Raw genomic sequence first — 14,273 nt, forward strand, 5'->3', positions numbered from 1 at the left:
GCGGTCCGACCCGGTTCTGCGCGGCATCGGCATGACCTCGCAGCGCGCACGCGACCGCATGGTGGATGGTCTGGTGACGAAGGGCGGCATCCGTGATCGGCGCGTGCTCGATGTGTTGCGCAGCTTGCCGCGCCACCTGTTCATCGACGAGGCGCTGGCTTCGCGTGCCTACGAAGACACAGCGCTGCCGATCGGTCAGGCGCAGACGATTTCGCAACCCTTCGTGGTGGCGCGCATGACCGAAGCGCTGATCGAGCACCGCTTGCCCACGCGCGTGCTTGAGATCGGCACCGGCTCGGGCTACCAGTGCGCGGTGCTGGCACGATTGGTCGAGCAGGTCTACACCGTCGAGCGCATCGACGAACTGTTGCGCAATGCGCGCCGGCGCTTTCGCAAGCTGGGGCTCGACAACATCCGTTCGCGGCATGACGACGGCCGTCTGGGATGGTCCGAGTTCGCGCCGTTCGATGCGATTCTGGTGACTGCCGCGGGTGCCGGGCTCGAACCCGCCTTGCTCGATCAGCTTGCGCCCGAGGGTTGCCTGGTGGCGCCGGTCGGCCCGCCCGGACGCCAGCAACTGCTGCGCGTGCGTGCGGGCGAGCAGGGGTGGGTGCATGAGCGTCTCGGCGAAGTGAGCTTCGTGCCCTTGCTCGGGGGCACGGGATGAACGGATGGAACATCCCGCGCGGGTGCCTGCGATGAAGTTGTTCAAGCCGCTTTACGAGCGCGCCTTGCGCTGGGCCAAACATCCGCATGCCGAACGCTATCTGGGCGGACTGAGCTTTGTCGAAGCGATCATTTTTCCGGTGGCGCCGGAAATCATGCTCGCGCCGATGGTGCTGTCGCAACCGCGGCGCTGGGCGCGTTACGCGAGCGTGAGTTTGCTCGGCTCGATGCTCGGCGCCTTCGTCGGCTATGCGCTCGGCCACTATGCCTTTGATCTGCTGCGGCCCTTGCTCGCGCAGATCGGCTGGTTGCCGCGTCTCGATGCGCTGGTCAGCGAACTGGGCGCCGAAGTTCGCAGCCATCCCTGGAATGCGTTCTGGATGCTGGTGGCGGCTGGCTTCGTGCCGGTGCCGCTGAAGATTTTCACCTGGGCCTCGGGCATCGTCGGCATGCCGCTGCTGCCCTTCATTGGCGGCATGCTGATCGGGCGCGGCAAGCGCGTGTATTTGCTCGCGGGCGTGATTCGCCTGGGCGGCGAACGTGCCGAGCGCGCCTTGCATCGCTGGATCGAATGGATCGGTTGGGCGCTGGTGTTGCTGATCGTTGCCTTGATCGCCTGGCTGCGTCTGGTCAAATAGATGCCGAGCATGAACCTTCATTCACGCCAATGGCTGTTGTTGTCGCTGCTGCTGACGCTGGCGTCCTGTGCCAGCACCGGTCCGGCGCCGGTCGAAGATCTCAATGCCGGGCGGGTGCGAAAGACAGCAAGCCCGCCCGCCGCGCCGCGACACGCCGTGGACGGCAACAGCCACCGGGTGGAGCGCGGCGACACGCTTTACAGCATTGCCTTCCGCAATGGTCTGGATTACCGCGAACTGGCGGCGTGGAATCGCATCGGGCCGCCTTACACGATCCATGTCGGCCAGAACCTGCGCCTGACTGCGCCCGCGCGCAACCAGGATCGGGCGACGCTCGAGCGCACACCCCGACGCGTGGCCGGCAGCACGCCAGCGGTGCCGTCCAGACCGGCGGTGTTCGAGCCGGTGGAAAACACGCCGCCGGCCTTCGTCAACCGCACGCCCGCAGCCACCACGTCCACGACGGCAGCGCCAGCAGCCAAGCCTGACATCACCCCGGCAAGCACGAATGCGCCGAGCAGCGCGACGGCAACGGCCACGCCAGCGCCAGCTGCCGTCACCAGCACGCCGCCTGCCGAGTCGGCAGCCACGGTTGGCGAAGTGAGTTGGCGCTGGCCGGCCACGGGCACCCTCGTCGGCGCGTTCGTCAGCAACGACAAGACGCGTCAGGGCATCGACATCGCGGGCAAGGCTGGCGATGCAGTGCGCGCTGCCGCAGATGGCGTGGTCGTCTACAGCGGCAATGGCCTCGTCGGCTATGGCGAACTCATCATCATCAAGCACAACGCCAGCTACCTGTCGGCCTATGGCCACAATCGCAAGCGCATGGTCGCCGAAGGCGGTCGCGTCAAGGCCGGGCAGGAGATCGCGGAGATGGGATCCAGCAGCGCAAGCCGTGATTCCCTGCATTTCGAAATCCGCAAGAACGGCAAGCCGGTCAATCCACTCGACTATCTGCCGCGACGTTGAGCGTGTTTTGCTTCGCGACGGGTCCTGGGGTTGATCTGCGCATTCCCCGCGGCGACGCAGCAGCGTAAGCTGCGCTGGTGCATTCGCCGACCGATCCCAATGCAGCGCCACTTGCCGAGGATGAGCTGGGCGCACTCGATGCGGGCCAGGAATCCGATGAGGAAGCGCGCGACTCGGCATTGATCTATCTGTCCGAGATCGGCTTGGTGCCGCTGCTCGATGGCGAACAGGAATGGGCCTTGGCCGAGCGCGTGCAGGCCGGTGATGCCGCTGCACGACACCAGATGATCGAGGCCAATTTGCGTCTGGTGGTCAGTGTTGCCCGCAACTACACCGGACGCGGCCTGGCCTTCATGGATCTCATCGCCGAGGGCAACCTCGGCCTGATTCGCGCAGTGGAAAAGTTCGATCCCCGGCGGCGCCTGCGCTTTTCGACTTATGCGGTGTGGTGGATCCGCGAGGCAATGCGCGCGGCGATCATGAATCAGGGCCGCACCGTGCGCGTGCCGGTGCACGTGCTGCGTGATCTGGCGCAGGTGCTGCGCGTCGAGCGTGAGTTGACGATGACGCTTGGCACTGCGCCCACCATCGAGCAGATCGCGCAGGCGGCGCAGCGCGAAGTCAGCGCGATCATCGAGTTGTTCCGCGCCGGGGAGCGTGTGGAGTCACTCGATGTGCTCGATACCGGCCAGCGCAGCCTGCTCGGCGTGATGTGGGACCAGGAGGAGGCGGACAACCGCCTTGGCGCGTTCGCGATCGAGCGGCTCAGCCGCTTGATCGAACGCCTTGGGCAACGCCAGCGCGAAGTGCTGCAGCGGCGTTTCGGCCTCGGCGAGCGACCGGCACAGTCGCTCGCCGACATCGGTCGTGACTTGGGTATCAGTCGCGAGCGCGCGCGGCAGATCCAGGAGGAAGCACTCGGCCACCTGCGCCGGCTTGCCGCCGAGTCGCCATCAGCCGTGTCGCCACCCGCGACGAAGTGAGGTTCAACCGGCAGTGGCAGGCAACATGATCGCCGCCACCACGCGCCGACCTTCGTCGGCCAGCAGGTTGTAGGTGCGGCACGCGGCGGCGTTGTCCATCACTTCGATGCCGATGCCCCGACGCAGCAAGGCGGCGCGTGTCGCGTGACTGGGAAAGATCTGGCGCACGCCCGTGCCCAACAACACCACTTCAGGTTCGAGTGCGAGGATCGCGGCGATGGCTTCTTCGTCGAAACCGTTGATGTCGACCACGGGCCAGTCTTCGACCAGGCGATCGGGTGCGAGCAAAAAGCTGCGCGTGAGCACGCGGTCGACGATCGTGACCTCGGTTTCCGCGCAGCGACGGAAGAACAGGAAGCCCTCGGTGCGTTCGTGATGCAGCTGCATGGCACTCAGCGCGGCAGGCTGAACTGGTCGCGTTCGGGGTTGCGCCGGTAAAAGCAGGCGGTCTTGCCAATTGCCTGCACGAGCTCGGCGCCGGCGTGTTTGGCCATGGTCTCGATCGCCTGCGCACGCTCGTCGCGGTCGTCGCCCGCAAGCTTGACCTTGAGCAATTCGTGATGGGCGAGGGCGCTGCTGAACTCCGCCAGCAAGGCGTCGGTGATGCCTTTCTGGCCGACCAGGATCACCGGTTTGAGGTCATGGGCAAAGCTGCGCAGATAGCGCTTCTGGGATGCGGACAAAGGCATGCGGTTCAGGTGCTTGGGCGGCTTTTGGCGGTCGGACAGGGTATCATGCGCCATGCTTTCGAACCTGACCCGATTCCATCCAGAGCCAGTGCGCAAGCGCCCGGGCGCAACTGGCGGATCCAACTGGTGAAGCGCAGCAAGTCCAGTTCCCGCTGGTTGCAGGAGCATTTCAACGATCCCTACGTCAAGCGCGCCCAGGCCGAGGGCTGGCGCTCGCGCGCGGTCTTCAAGCTCGAGGAGCTGATCGAACGCGACCGCCTGCTCAAGCCGGGCATGGTGATCGTCGATCTGGGCGCCGCCCCGGGCGGCTGGTCGCAGATCGCGCGCGAACGATTGGGCGCGACCGGGCGGGTGATCGCGCTCGACATCCTGCCGATGCAGGGCATCGGCGGCGTGGAGTTCATCGAGGGTGACTTCCGCGAGGAATCGGTGCTCAGGCAACTCGAAGACACGCTCGCGGGCGTCGCGGTGGACCTTGTGCTTTCGGACATGGCACCCAACATGAGTGGCATGACGGCCGTGGATCAACCACGTTCGATGCATCTGGTCGAACTGGCCGAGGAATTCGCTGCCGCGCACCTGCGCAAGGGTGGCTCGTTTCTCACCAAGGTTTTCCAGGGCGAGGGTTTCGATGATTTCGTGCGTCGCTTGCGTGCCGGCTACGAGCGCGTCAGCATCCGCAAACCGAAGGCTTCGCGTGCGCGCAGTCCCGAGGTGTATGCATTGGCAGTGGGCAAGAAAGGGTAAGGATCCATGGTTGCAGCACATCAGCGCGGCGTGAAGCGGTCGGCAGGGGCCTTCCCTGCGGGCTTGCGTGGGGCAATTGCGGGAGGCGCGCGCCATGAATGACATGGTCAAGAACCTGCTGATGTGGGTGGTGATCGCGGTGGTGTTGCTCATGGTGTTCCAGAGCTTCAACCCGCACGCGAGCCAGCCGTCGGAAGTCGCCTATTCGCAATTCGTTCAGCAAGTGGGCAATGGCGGTTTTTCGTCGGTGACCATCAGTGCCGAGAATCCCGCGCGCGCCACCGCCAAGCTCAAGGACGGCACCACCACCTGGACGATGGTGCCGCTGGGCGCCAACGAGCAGTTCAACGCCCTGCTCGCCAAGAGCAATGTCGAGGTCACCCAGCAGCCGCTCGACACCATCAACCCCTTCCTGCGCATCCTGTTCGACTGGGTGCCGATCCTCATCTTCATCGGCCTGCTGATCTACTTCATGCGCCAGATGCAGGCCGGCGCCGGTGGCCGCGGCGCGATGAGCTTCGGTCGCTCGCGCGCCAAGCTGCAGGGCGAGGACCAGATCAAGGTCACCTTTGCCGACGTCGCCGGTTGCGACGAGGCCAAGGAGGAAGTCGGCGAGCTGGTCGACTTCCTGCGTGATCCGTCCAAGTTCACCAAGCTCGGCGGCAAGATCCCGCGCGGCGTGCTCATGGTCGGCTCGCCCGGTACCGGCAAGACCCTGCTGGCCAAGGCGATCGCGGGCGAGGCCAAGGTGCCGTTTTTCTCCATCTCCGGCTCTGATTTCGTCGAGATGTTCGTCGGCGTCGGTGCCGCGCGCGTGCGCGACATGTTCGAGCAGGGCAAGAAACATGCGCCCTGCATCATATTCATCGACGAAATAGACGCCGTCGGTCGCCATCGCGGCGCCGGTCTAGGTGGGGGCCACGACGAGCGCGAGCAGACGCTCAACCAGTTGCTGGTCGAGATGGATGGCTTCGAGGGCAGCGAAGGCGTGATCGTGATCGCCGCCACCAACCGCCCCGACGTGCTCGACCCGGCGCTGCTGCGCCCGGGCCGATTCGATCGCCAGGTGGTCGTGCCACTGCCCGACCTCAAGGGCCGCGAGCAGATCCTCAAGGTGCACATGCGCAAGGTGCCGCTCGCGACCGACGTCGACGCGCTGGTGATCGCGCGCGGCACGCCGGGTTTCTCCGGTGCCGACCTTGCCAACCTCGTCAACGAGGCCGCGCTGTTTGCCGCGCGCGACAACCGTCGCGATGTCGACATGAATCATTTCGAGCGCGCCAAGGACAAGATCATGATGGGCGCCGAGCGCCGCTCGATGATCATGAGCGACGAGGAGAAGAAGCTCACTGCCTACCACGAGGCCGGCCATGCGATCGTTGGCTTGACCGTGCCCGAGCATGATCCGGTGCACAAGGTGACGATCATCCCGCGCGGACGCGCGCTCGGCGTCACCATGTTCCTGCCCGAGCAGGATCGTTACAGCCACAGCAAGCTCTCGCTCGAAAGCCGACTCGCCAGTCTCTACGGCGGGCGCGTGGCCGAGGAAATCATCTTTGGCAGCGAGCGCGTGACCACGGGTGCTTCCAACGACATCCAGCGTGCCACGCAAATCGCCCGCGACATGGTCACCAAGTACGGCCTGTCGGCCGAGCTCGGTCCGATGACCTATGCCGAAGAAGAGGACGAGGTCTTCCTCGGTCGCTCGGTCACCCAGCACAAGCAGGTGTCCGAAGAGACTGCGCGCAAGATCGACGAGGCCGTGCGCGGCGTGATCGAAACGGCGCATTCCACCGCACGCCGCATTCTCACCGAGAGCATGGAAAAGCTCCACGCGATGGCCGGTGCACTGTTGCAGTACGAAACCATCGACCGCAGCCAGATCGCGGCTATCATGGAAGGCCGCGATCCGCCGCCGCCGGCGGACTGGAACAAGGACAATCCCGGGCGCGGCAGTGGTGGCCCGGGCGCCGACGGCGTTCCGATCGGTCGTCCCGCCGCCCAGACCTGAGCACGACGGTCATTGGATGAAGGCGCGCGCAGGCGCGCCTTCGCCCTGTGCGGCAGTCGATGTGGCTGTCGTACACTGCAGTGATGTTCGCTATCACGCCCACGCTCGACTGCCGCGGCCGCGCGCTCCAACTCGACCGCGCCCGCATTTGCGGCATCGTCAATCTCACCGATGATTCATTCTCCGGCGACGGTCTCGCCGGCGATCCCGAGCGCGCGCTTGCGCAAGGCATTGCCATGGTCGAAGCCGGCGCCGACCTGCTCGATGTCGGTGCCGAGTCGACGCGGCCCGGTGCCGCGCCGATTGCCGCAGCCGAGGAAATCGCGCGCGTGGTGCCAGTGATCGAGGCGCTTGCCGCGCGCGTGTCGGTGCCGATCTCGATCGATACGTCCAAGCCCGAGGTGATGCGCGCGGCGGTCGCCGCGGGCGCGGGCCTCATCAACGACGTGTATGCCCTGCGTCGCGAGGGTGCGCTCGCGGCCGTGGCCGAGCTGGGGGTTCCGGTCTGCCTGATGCACATGCAGGGCGAGCCGGGCACGATGCAGGACGATCCGCACTACGACGATGTCGTCGGCGAGATTCATCGCTTCCTCACCGAGCGCGTGTTTGCCTGCGAAATGGCCGGCATCGACAAGCGCCGCGTGCTGGTCGATCCGGGATTCGGTTTCGGCAAGACGCTGGCACACAATCTCGCCCTGCTGGCCGGCCTTGAACGCTTCGTTGGACTGGCTGCGGGCGTCCTGGTCGGGCTGTCGCGCAAGGCGATGATTGGCACGCTCACCGGGCGCGAGGGGGGGGCGGCACGTGCTGCGGGTTCGGCCGCTGCGGCGCTGATCGCCGTGCAGAATGGCGCGATGTTCGTGCGTGTGCACGATGTCGCGGCCACGCGCGATGCGCTTGCCGTCTGGCAGGGAGTGGCGGAAGCCGCGGCGCAGCCCACGCGCAAGGAACCGCGTCCGGCGCATCTGGCCTGGGATGAGGATTGATCGCGCGCTGAGCCAGGGGCTCCTCGGGCGTGTGCGCAGGAACCGTCGGTCCTCATTGGCCAATGGGTTCTTTGCTTGCCGCGGGAGCACGCGGCAAGAAAAAGGCGAGTCCGGAAACATCCGGACTCGCCGAGAGGGAGAGAGACAGCGCTGGGGCTTGCTTGCAGTTCTTCAGGGCGTGACTGCTTCTTCGAAACCGTCGACGAAGATCGAATCGGGGCGATCGAGCTGGACGATGTAGGACTGCATGCCGAGCGGGCCGGTGCCCCAACCGGCAAGCGTGTAGCCGTCGGCCGAGATGCCGGTCAGGCCACCCGCGAAATCCCAGCCTGCCGGGACCGTGATGCCCTGTTCGACGAGGTAGTCGGCGAAGGGGATCGTGCCGATGCCTTCACGCCAGATCATCGCCGTGCGCGCCGGCTCGGAGAAGAAGCCGGTGGCCCCGACGATGGTCTTGCCATCGGCGCTCACGCCGAAGGCATAGGTCATGTCGGGAATCAGTTCCACGCCGGTGCTGGCGCTCCAGCGCCAGGCGCCTTCATTGAAATCGGCATCGATATATTCCGAGCCGACCACCCACTGGCCATCCGAAGTGACGGCCAAGGCTTCGCCGGTGCCGTAACCATCGGCGTCGGCGACATCCATCGGCACGCGATCGATCCAGATCGTGCCGAGGCGTTCGCCCATGTCGGTGTCGTTCCAGCCGACGATGACGTGGCCATCGGAGCTGATTGCATTGGCGCGCGAATAGGTCTGGGGGCGCAGGGTCGGCAAGGCCGACATGCCCGAGGCGGCGTCCCAGACAAAGGCGATCGCGGCGCCCTCGAAGTTGTCCTCGAAGGACAGTCCGACCACGGTGCCGTCTTCGGCGACTCCGTAGCCGCTCGAATTGGTGGTGAGCGGGCTGCTCAACAACACCGGCGCGCCGCCGACTTCGACGGTGGCGCCCAGATCGCGGCCGCCCTCGTCGGCGCCGCCGTTTTCGGCCACCGCGCCGGCAATCGTGCCGAGATTGTTGATGCCCTGGGCATTGTCCATGTCGGGAATCAGCTCCTGGATACCGCCCAACGCGGTCCAGCGGAAGGCCGAGTCATTGAGGATCGAGCCGACGGCGTAGGCGCCATTGGGCGAGACCTGGGTGAGCTGGACGTTGGCGGTCTGGATTTCGATGAAGCTGCCGGAGGCGAAGGCAGTACTGCACAAGGCCAGGCCAAGACTGGCGGCGAGCGGAAGACGAACAAGCATGTTGATGGATTCCCGGGGTGGTGGAGGCGAGGCTGTCCCGCACGCGGACGGGGCATCGTGCCCTTGTCGCAGGAATGGCGTCCGAGTGCATTCGCGCTCCATTCGCGCTCGATTCGCGCCGAATTGTTTTCGGCAAATCAGTGGTTTGCGAATGAGATCGGAAGCGTTATGGAAGGCCTGGCCCGGCTTTGTGGGCCGTCGACGTGACCTGCCGACGGTGGCAGCCTGTCGTGGGCGGTGTCGGCGGGCAGGCCCTTTCCGCGCGCGCTGTCGGTGCCCCGCGCCGGCGGGGCTTCCAGCAAGACCGGTTCGATTTTCCGTTCCCCGGCCAGCGACTGCGCGCGCTGCAGCGCCGTCTGCCAGGCCGGGATCTCACCCAGCGCGTGGTAGTAGCGCAGTTGCAAAAGGGCGCAAGCGAAGTCCTGACCGGCCCAGCGTGACACTTGGCCGACGAGGGCGCTGGCACGATCGAGCTCGCCCGCCGCGATGAGTCGAGCGGCCCACGAAATGAGCACTTGGGCGGTATCGGCCGGCACGTCCTCGCGTGCGGCGCGCGCAAGGGCATCCTCGTAGGCCGTGGTCGCGGCATCGACAGGCGTGGCTTCCGCCTGCGCGAGCGCCGCAAACAGGAGCAGGGGTGGCGCCTGATCGGCATTTGCGGCTGCCCGCAACTGCGCCGCCTGCGCGCTCGCCTCGGTGAGCTTGCCGGCGGCGCGCAAGGCTTGCGCCAGCAGCAACCAGGCGTGTGCGCGTTCGCGCAGATGATCGGCATCGGCATACGCCTCGACCGCTGATTGGGCCAACGCCGCGGCCTCGTCAGGCCGACCCGCGGCGAGGTCGAGTCGCGCCTGTTCGAAGTGGATCCGCGCCAGCAACAGTGCGGGGTCCGAATCGCTGCTCGCGTCGCTGGCCAGCTCGGCGAGGAGCTTGCGCGCTTCGCTCAATTGGCCGCTGCGGGCAAGCACGCTTGCATGCTCGATCAGCAGGGCGTGGCGCGTCCTGCGGTTTTCGATTTGGTCGAGCAGGGGCAGGCTGCGCTCGATCGTCGCCAAGGCTGCAGCGGGATCCAGCAGGGCGAGTTGGACACTGGCCGCATTGCCGCGCGTGAGGATGAGCTCGTTGAGCGCGCCGAAGCGTTCGAAGCGCTGTGCCGCGCGCTGGTGCGCGGCCAGCGCCTCGGCTGCATGGCCGCGGCGTGCCGCGACCACGCCCTCGTTCTCTTCGACGCGTGCCTGTGCCAGTCCGTCGCCGGCAAGTTCGAGCGCAATCCGCGCGCGCGAGAAGTTGGCTTGCGCGGCGTCGAAGTCGCCCTGTGCAGCATGGCTGATCGCCAGCCCGGTGTAGGCCTGGCCAAGGACCGCGGGTTGCTTGCCATGTGCGAGCAAAGCGATGGCTTCGCCGAATTCGCGCTCGGCTTCGGCATTGCGGCGGGTGCGGATCGCGATCGCGCCGAGTGCATTGAGGATGCGCGCTCGCAACAGCGGTTCGGTTTCATTGCCGGCCTGCGGGAGCAGGGCCGCAAGCTGCTGTTGGGCGACATCGAGCCTGCCCGCGCGAAAGTCGATCTGGGCAAGCCGCAGGCGCAGGTCGGGCAAGTCCCTGAGACTGGCGGGCGCCTGCTCGATGAGGTCGCGCGCGCCGGCAAGGTCATTGGTCAGTTGCGCCGCATCGATGCGCGCCAGCAATTCGTCCAGCGGCAGGTTGCCGGCATTGGCATGCGGATTGCGCCGCCCCAAATGGGCGAGCAGCTGATCAGCCGCCATGCGGGCGGCAAGCACCGCGTCGGTTGCGCGGGCCTCGAACGACCCTTGGAGCTGATCACCCTCGTGCAGATCGAGTCGCACGCTCCAGCCCGCGGCAGCGCGCGCAACCAGAGGCACGACGACCTTGCGGACGCCCGCGGCGGCGGTAATCCGCGACACGGCGTCTTCGCGCGCGTCATGGCCGCGCAACACGGCGACCACGTTGTCGCTGGGCATGACGCCCAGTCCCGCGCCGCGCAGGTGAGTGGCGATGAGATCCATCAAGCCGAGTCGCAGCCAGGCCTGACTCGCGGCCGCCGACGTGACTTCGGCTGGCAGGACGGCCACGCTTGCCGGCGCTCCGATCACCGCGGCTGGGCTCGCCGCGGACTCGGGCGCGCGGCGCTCGCGAGTCTGCCATGCGGCCGCGATCAGGGCCGCCAAGGCGACCAGACCCAACGCGAGGATCCACCCGTTTCGGTGCCGTCGAGGTGAGGCGGGCGCGGCAACCGGTTCGGTCGTGGCGATGGCTGCTTCGGGCAGTGGCGACGCGGCGGCCTCGTGGGTGTCCGCGGCCGGCAGGCTTGATGGCACTTTCGCTTGGCTGACTTCGGCAATCCAGCGATAGCCAAAACGTGGCACGGTACGGATCGCGTGTTGTTCGTTGCCGGTATCGCCGATTGCGCGACGGGCCTTGAGCACGGTCTGGCCGAGCAAGGTATCGCTGACATCGACCTTGCCCCAGACCGCGGCGATGAGCTCGTCGCGGCCGACCGCGCGTTCGCGGTGTTCGATGAGATAGGCGAGGCAGTCGAAGACTTTCGGTGAGAGCGTGACCAGTTCGCCATCGCGATGCAGCTCGCGGGCCGAGAGGTCGATGCGGCAATCGCCAAAACGGTAAACGGAGTGGGCCATCGTGGGCGAGGGTAGCGCGGTGGCCAGCGCGGTCACCCCTGTTGCGAGCGGGGTTCAGCGTCCGAGCAGCCAGGCCGCAAGGCCCAGGAACAGCCCCAGGCTGGTGATATCGGTGGCCTTGGTGAGAAAGATGCTCGAAGCCGTGGCCGGGTCTGCGCCGCAGCGCTTGAGAATCTGTGGCACGCCGCTGCCGACCACGCCGGCGAGCACGCAACTGCCGCTGAGCGCGGCGAAAGTGATCGCGGCGAGCATCGGCGCCTGCGGATTGCCCTGATGCCAAGCCAGGCCGAACATTGCCAGCGCGGCGACCAGGCCGGTGAGTGCGCCGTTGAGAAAGCCCAACCAGGCTTCCTTGCAAAGCAGGGCCCAACCCCGGCCGGGCTTGAGTTCACCGAAAGTCAGGCCGCGCAAGGTCACGGCGAGCGCCTGACTGCCGGTGTTGTTGCATTGATCCGAGAGTACCGGCAGGAACACCGCGAGCAGGACGATGTGGTTGATGGTGTCCTGAAACGAGCCGACCACACCCGCCGTAATGAACGTGGTGAGCAGGTTGATCTGCAGCCAGGGATTGCGCAAACGCAGGCTGCGCGACCACGGCGTGGTCAGCCGTTCTTCCTTCTCTACGCCGACGGTGGCGCCGAGCTGGGCACTGATTTCGTAAGCCTGTTCCTCGAACAACACCGCACCACGGACCACGCCGAGCAGGTGGCCTTCGGCGTCGCATACCGGATACACGGGATAGTGGCGCCGCACCACCTCGCGCATCGCCTCGATGGCGTCGGCGCCAGGCAGCAGCGAAAACGGCTGCGCCACCATGATGTCCGACAGCAATTGAGTCGGGCCTGCGAAGGCCAGTTCGCGGAAAGCCACCACGCCGCTCAGTCGCTGCTTGTCATCGAGCGCGAACACGTAGGTGACCAGGGCGTGCGAGATGATCGGACGCAGCCTGTCGATGACTTCGCCAACCCGGGCATTGGCCGGGAACGCCGCCGGTGCGGGCTCCATCAGGCGTCCGACCGTGCCCTCGGGCCACTGTTGGGCCAGCGACCAGCCATCCGCGCCCAGGCCTGCCGCATCGATCAGCATGCGACGGGTAGGGTCGATTCGATCAAGGATTGCCACTGCGCGGCCAGGTCCGAGCTTGCGCAGCAGCAGGGCGATCTCGGCATTGGGCAATGGCATCAGCCGGGCGGCCGCTGCATCGCTGTCGAGGTCGAGCAACTCGTCTGCGCTGACGGGGTTGGACATGCGCAATCCTTGGTCGATGCGTGGGGCAAGCGCGCATGATGCCGCAAGCGCGCGAGTCATTCATCGGTTCTTTATCCGCGATCGGCGAGGATGGCGGCGTCACTGACAGGAGAATGTCGATGGGCCGCAGACTCGCAGCGATTCTTGGCGCCAGCCTCTTTGGTATCGCACTTGCCGGCTGCGTGGCGACGCCGCCACGCGCGCGCTACTACGATGATGACTACTACCAGCGCCGCGCGGCCTACGATTGTCCTCGCTGCGGCGTGATCCGCGAAGTTGCCCAGGTCTACGTGCGCGACAACGCGACCAGCGGCGGCGGCGCGGTGCTCGGCGCGATCATCGGCGGCGTGCTCGGCAACACCATCGGCAGGGGGGATGGGCGAACCGCTGCGACCGTGGCCGGCGCCGTGGTCGGCGGCATGGCCGGCAACGCGATCGAGCGCGATTCCAACGGCTACGGCGGACGTCCAGCCTGGGAATTCACCGTGCGGCTCGACGATGGCCGCTGGGCGCGAGTGACCCAATGGCAGCATGACAACTTGCGTCCAGGCGATCGCGTGATGATCCGCGACAACCGCTTGATGCTGCTGCGCTGAGCTTGCCCGCGCGTCGCGTCTGAGTCTGCTGCGAGTTGGCTTGGCTGAAAGCAAAACGGCGAAGGCCTGGGTCTTCGCCGCTTTGTTTTCCGAGGCCGCTGCGAATGGATCAGTTGATCCGGTAGAAGTTGTGGGCGCCGATCGTGGTCAAGGGGGGGGCCTTGACCCAGTTGGGCGAGACCGAGTCTGCAAGTACGAAGTGGTCGGCATGGGGCACGACCAGATGGCGCTGGCCACGTGGCAGTGACCAGGTGTCGATCGCGCGGCCGGCAATCTTCCAGGCGGTCGCCCACGCATTCGGATTCTTGACGAGGTAGTCCTCGTTTGTCGTGCTCAGGGCGAATTGGCCGGGTGAGCGCACCACTGAACACACGGATGTGCCCCAGCGGCCGCTTTCGCGGCGGCGCATGGCGACTTCGGCGACCGCCATCTGGCCGATCTGGCTTTCGCTGCGCGCCTCGAGATAAACGGTGGTGGCAAGGCATACCTGATCGGCAGCAGGCTGCGGCAGGATCGAGGCGAGCCAAAGCAGGAAGGCAAGTTTCATTGGAACTCCTTGGTTCATTCAGGGTGGCTGGAGATCCCGACGCAGCGCGATGGCGCATGCATTGGCCTGCGCGATACCCCGCGCAGCGGCCCAGCCTCGATGTTTGATGACCCGGCGCCCGCGCGGCCGTTCGCCGCGTTCCGGGGGCCACGTCGGCGGCGTCTGCCACCCCGGCAGTCGCTCCGACGTTGGTGGATACCCGGGCACTGCCCTGGGATCCTGGCCGGCCCCGCCACGGCGGAACCGGTCTGCACACGCGATCTGCGCGCACAAAAAAGCCCTGACTAGGCA

14 protein-coding genes are annotated in these 14,273 nt (G+C 66.5%); 8 read left to right on the forward strand and 6 right to left on the reverse strand.

Features of this window, described 5'->3' with window-relative positions; all coding sequences use genetic code 11:
• Positions 1 to 31 precede the first annotated feature (31 nt).
• From KF759_RS01675 to KF759_RS01690, 4 genes are all read left to right on the forward strand, one after another.
• Complete coding sequence (locus KF759_RS01675) at positions 32 to 667, forward strand: protein-L-isoaspartate(D-aspartate) O-methyltransferase (protein WP_291222807.1); 636 nt, start codon at positions 32 to 34, stop codon at positions 665 to 667.
• A 31-nt stretch (positions 668 to 698) separates the two neighbouring features.
• The gene (locus KF759_RS01680; protein WP_291222808.1) at positions 699 to 1,304 is read left to right on the forward strand and encodes a YqaA family protein; all 606 of its coding nucleotides are present in this window, start codon (positions 699 to 701) and stop codon (positions 1,302 to 1,304) included.
• Between the two features lie 9 nt (positions 1,305 to 1,313).
• A complete protein-coding gene (locus tag KF759_RS01685; RefSeq protein WP_291222601.1) occupies positions 1,314 to 2,273 on the forward strand; it encodes a peptidoglycan DD-metalloendopeptidase family protein in 960 nt (319 codons plus the stop codon).
• 77 nt (positions 2,274 to 2,350) lie between these two features.
• Positions 2,351 to 3,256 carry a sigma-70 family RNA polymerase sigma factor gene (locus tag KF759_RS01690; RefSeq protein WP_291222602.1) on the forward strand — a complete coding sequence of 302 codons (906 nt, stop codon included), beginning with the start codon at positions 2,351 to 2,353 and terminating at the stop codon, positions 3,254 to 3,256.
• 3 nt (positions 3,257 to 3,259) lie between these two features.
• On the opposite strand, the gene KF759_RS01695 is transcribed toward KF759_RS01690, so the two are convergent.
• Positions 3,260 to 3,643 carry an Mth938-like domain-containing protein gene (locus tag KF759_RS01695; protein ID WP_291222604.1) on the reverse strand — a complete coding sequence of 128 codons (384 nt, stop codon included), beginning with the start codon at positions 3,641 to 3,643 and terminating at the stop codon, positions 3,260 to 3,262.
• 5 nt (positions 3,644 to 3,648) lie between these two features.
• Positions 3,649 to 3,945: a ribosome assembly RNA-binding protein YhbY gene (gene yhbY, locus KF759_RS01700; protein ID WP_291222606.1), complete on the reverse strand. Its 297-nt coding sequence runs from the start codon at positions 3,943 to 3,945 to the stop codon at positions 3,649 to 3,651.
• Positions 3,946 to 4,068: 123 nt separating this feature from the next.
• On the opposite strand from yhbY, the gene rlmE reads away from it, so the two are divergent.
• The 3 genes from rlmE to folP all read left to right on the forward strand — a co-directional run bounded on the left by rlmE (position 4,069) and on the right by folP (position 7,689).
• Complete coding sequence (gene rlmE / locus KF759_RS01705) at positions 4,069 to 4,692, forward strand: 23S rRNA (uridine(2552)-2'-O)-methyltransferase RlmE (protein ID WP_291222809.1); 624 nt, start codon at positions 4,069 to 4,071, stop codon at positions 4,690 to 4,692.
• A 94-nt stretch (positions 4,693 to 4,786) separates the two neighbouring features.
• Positions 4,787 to 6,703, forward strand: a complete 1,917-nt coding sequence (ftsH, locus tag KF759_RS01710; RefSeq protein WP_291222608.1) for an ATP-dependent zinc metalloprotease FtsH — start codon at positions 4,787 to 4,789, stop codon at positions 6,701 to 6,703.
• An 83-nt stretch (positions 6,704 to 6,786) separates the two neighbouring features.
• Entirely contained in the window at positions 6,787 to 7,689 is a 903-nt protein-coding gene (gene folP, locus KF759_RS01715) for a dihydropteroate synthase (RefSeq protein WP_291222610.1), read from the forward strand.
• 171 nt (positions 7,690 to 7,860) lie between these two features.
• Here folP and KF759_RS01720 read toward each other — a convergent pair whose 3' ends face one another.
• The 3 genes from KF759_RS01720 to KF759_RS01730 all read right to left on the reverse strand — a co-directional run bounded on the left by KF759_RS01720 (position 7,861) and on the right by KF759_RS01730 (position 12,839).
• A complete protein-coding gene (locus KF759_RS01720; protein ID WP_291222612.1) occupies positions 7,861 to 8,934 on the reverse strand; it encodes a hypothetical protein in 1,074 nt (357 codons plus the stop codon).
• Positions 8,935 to 9,071: 137 nt separating this feature from the next.
• On the reverse strand, positions 9,072 to 11,591 hold the full coding sequence (locus KF759_RS01725) for a winged helix-turn-helix domain-containing protein (RefSeq protein ID WP_291222613.1): 2,520 nt from the start codon (positions 11,589 to 11,591) through the stop codon (positions 9,072 to 9,074).
• Between the two features lie 54 nt (positions 11,592 to 11,645).
• Positions 11,646 to 12,839, reverse strand: coding sequence for a magnesium transporter (locus KF759_RS01730; protein ID WP_291222614.1), 1,194 nt, complete (start codon positions 12,837 to 12,839; stop codon positions 11,646 to 11,648).
• A 119-nt stretch (positions 12,840 to 12,958) separates the two neighbouring features.
• Between KF759_RS01730 and KF759_RS01735 the strand changes: the two genes are divergently transcribed.
• Positions 12,959 to 13,435 carry a glycine zipper 2TM domain-containing protein gene (locus KF759_RS01735; protein ID WP_291222615.1) on the forward strand — a complete coding sequence of 159 codons (477 nt, stop codon included), beginning with the start codon at positions 12,959 to 12,961 and terminating at the stop codon, positions 13,433 to 13,435.
• A gap of 109 nt (positions 13,436 to 13,544) precedes the next feature.
• On the opposite strand, the gene KF759_RS01740 is transcribed toward KF759_RS01735, so the two are convergent.
• Positions 13,545 to 13,982: a cell wall hydrolase gene (locus KF759_RS01740; RefSeq protein ID WP_291222617.1), complete on the reverse strand. Its 438-nt coding sequence runs from the start codon at positions 13,980 to 13,982 to the stop codon at positions 13,545 to 13,547.
• Between the last annotated feature and the right edge of the window lie 291 nt (positions 13,983 to 14,273).

Source organism: Dokdonella sp., assembly GCF_019634815.1.
Classification (GTDB): domain Bacteria; phylum Pseudomonadota; class Gammaproteobacteria; order Xanthomonadales; family Rhodanobacteraceae; genus Dokdonella_A.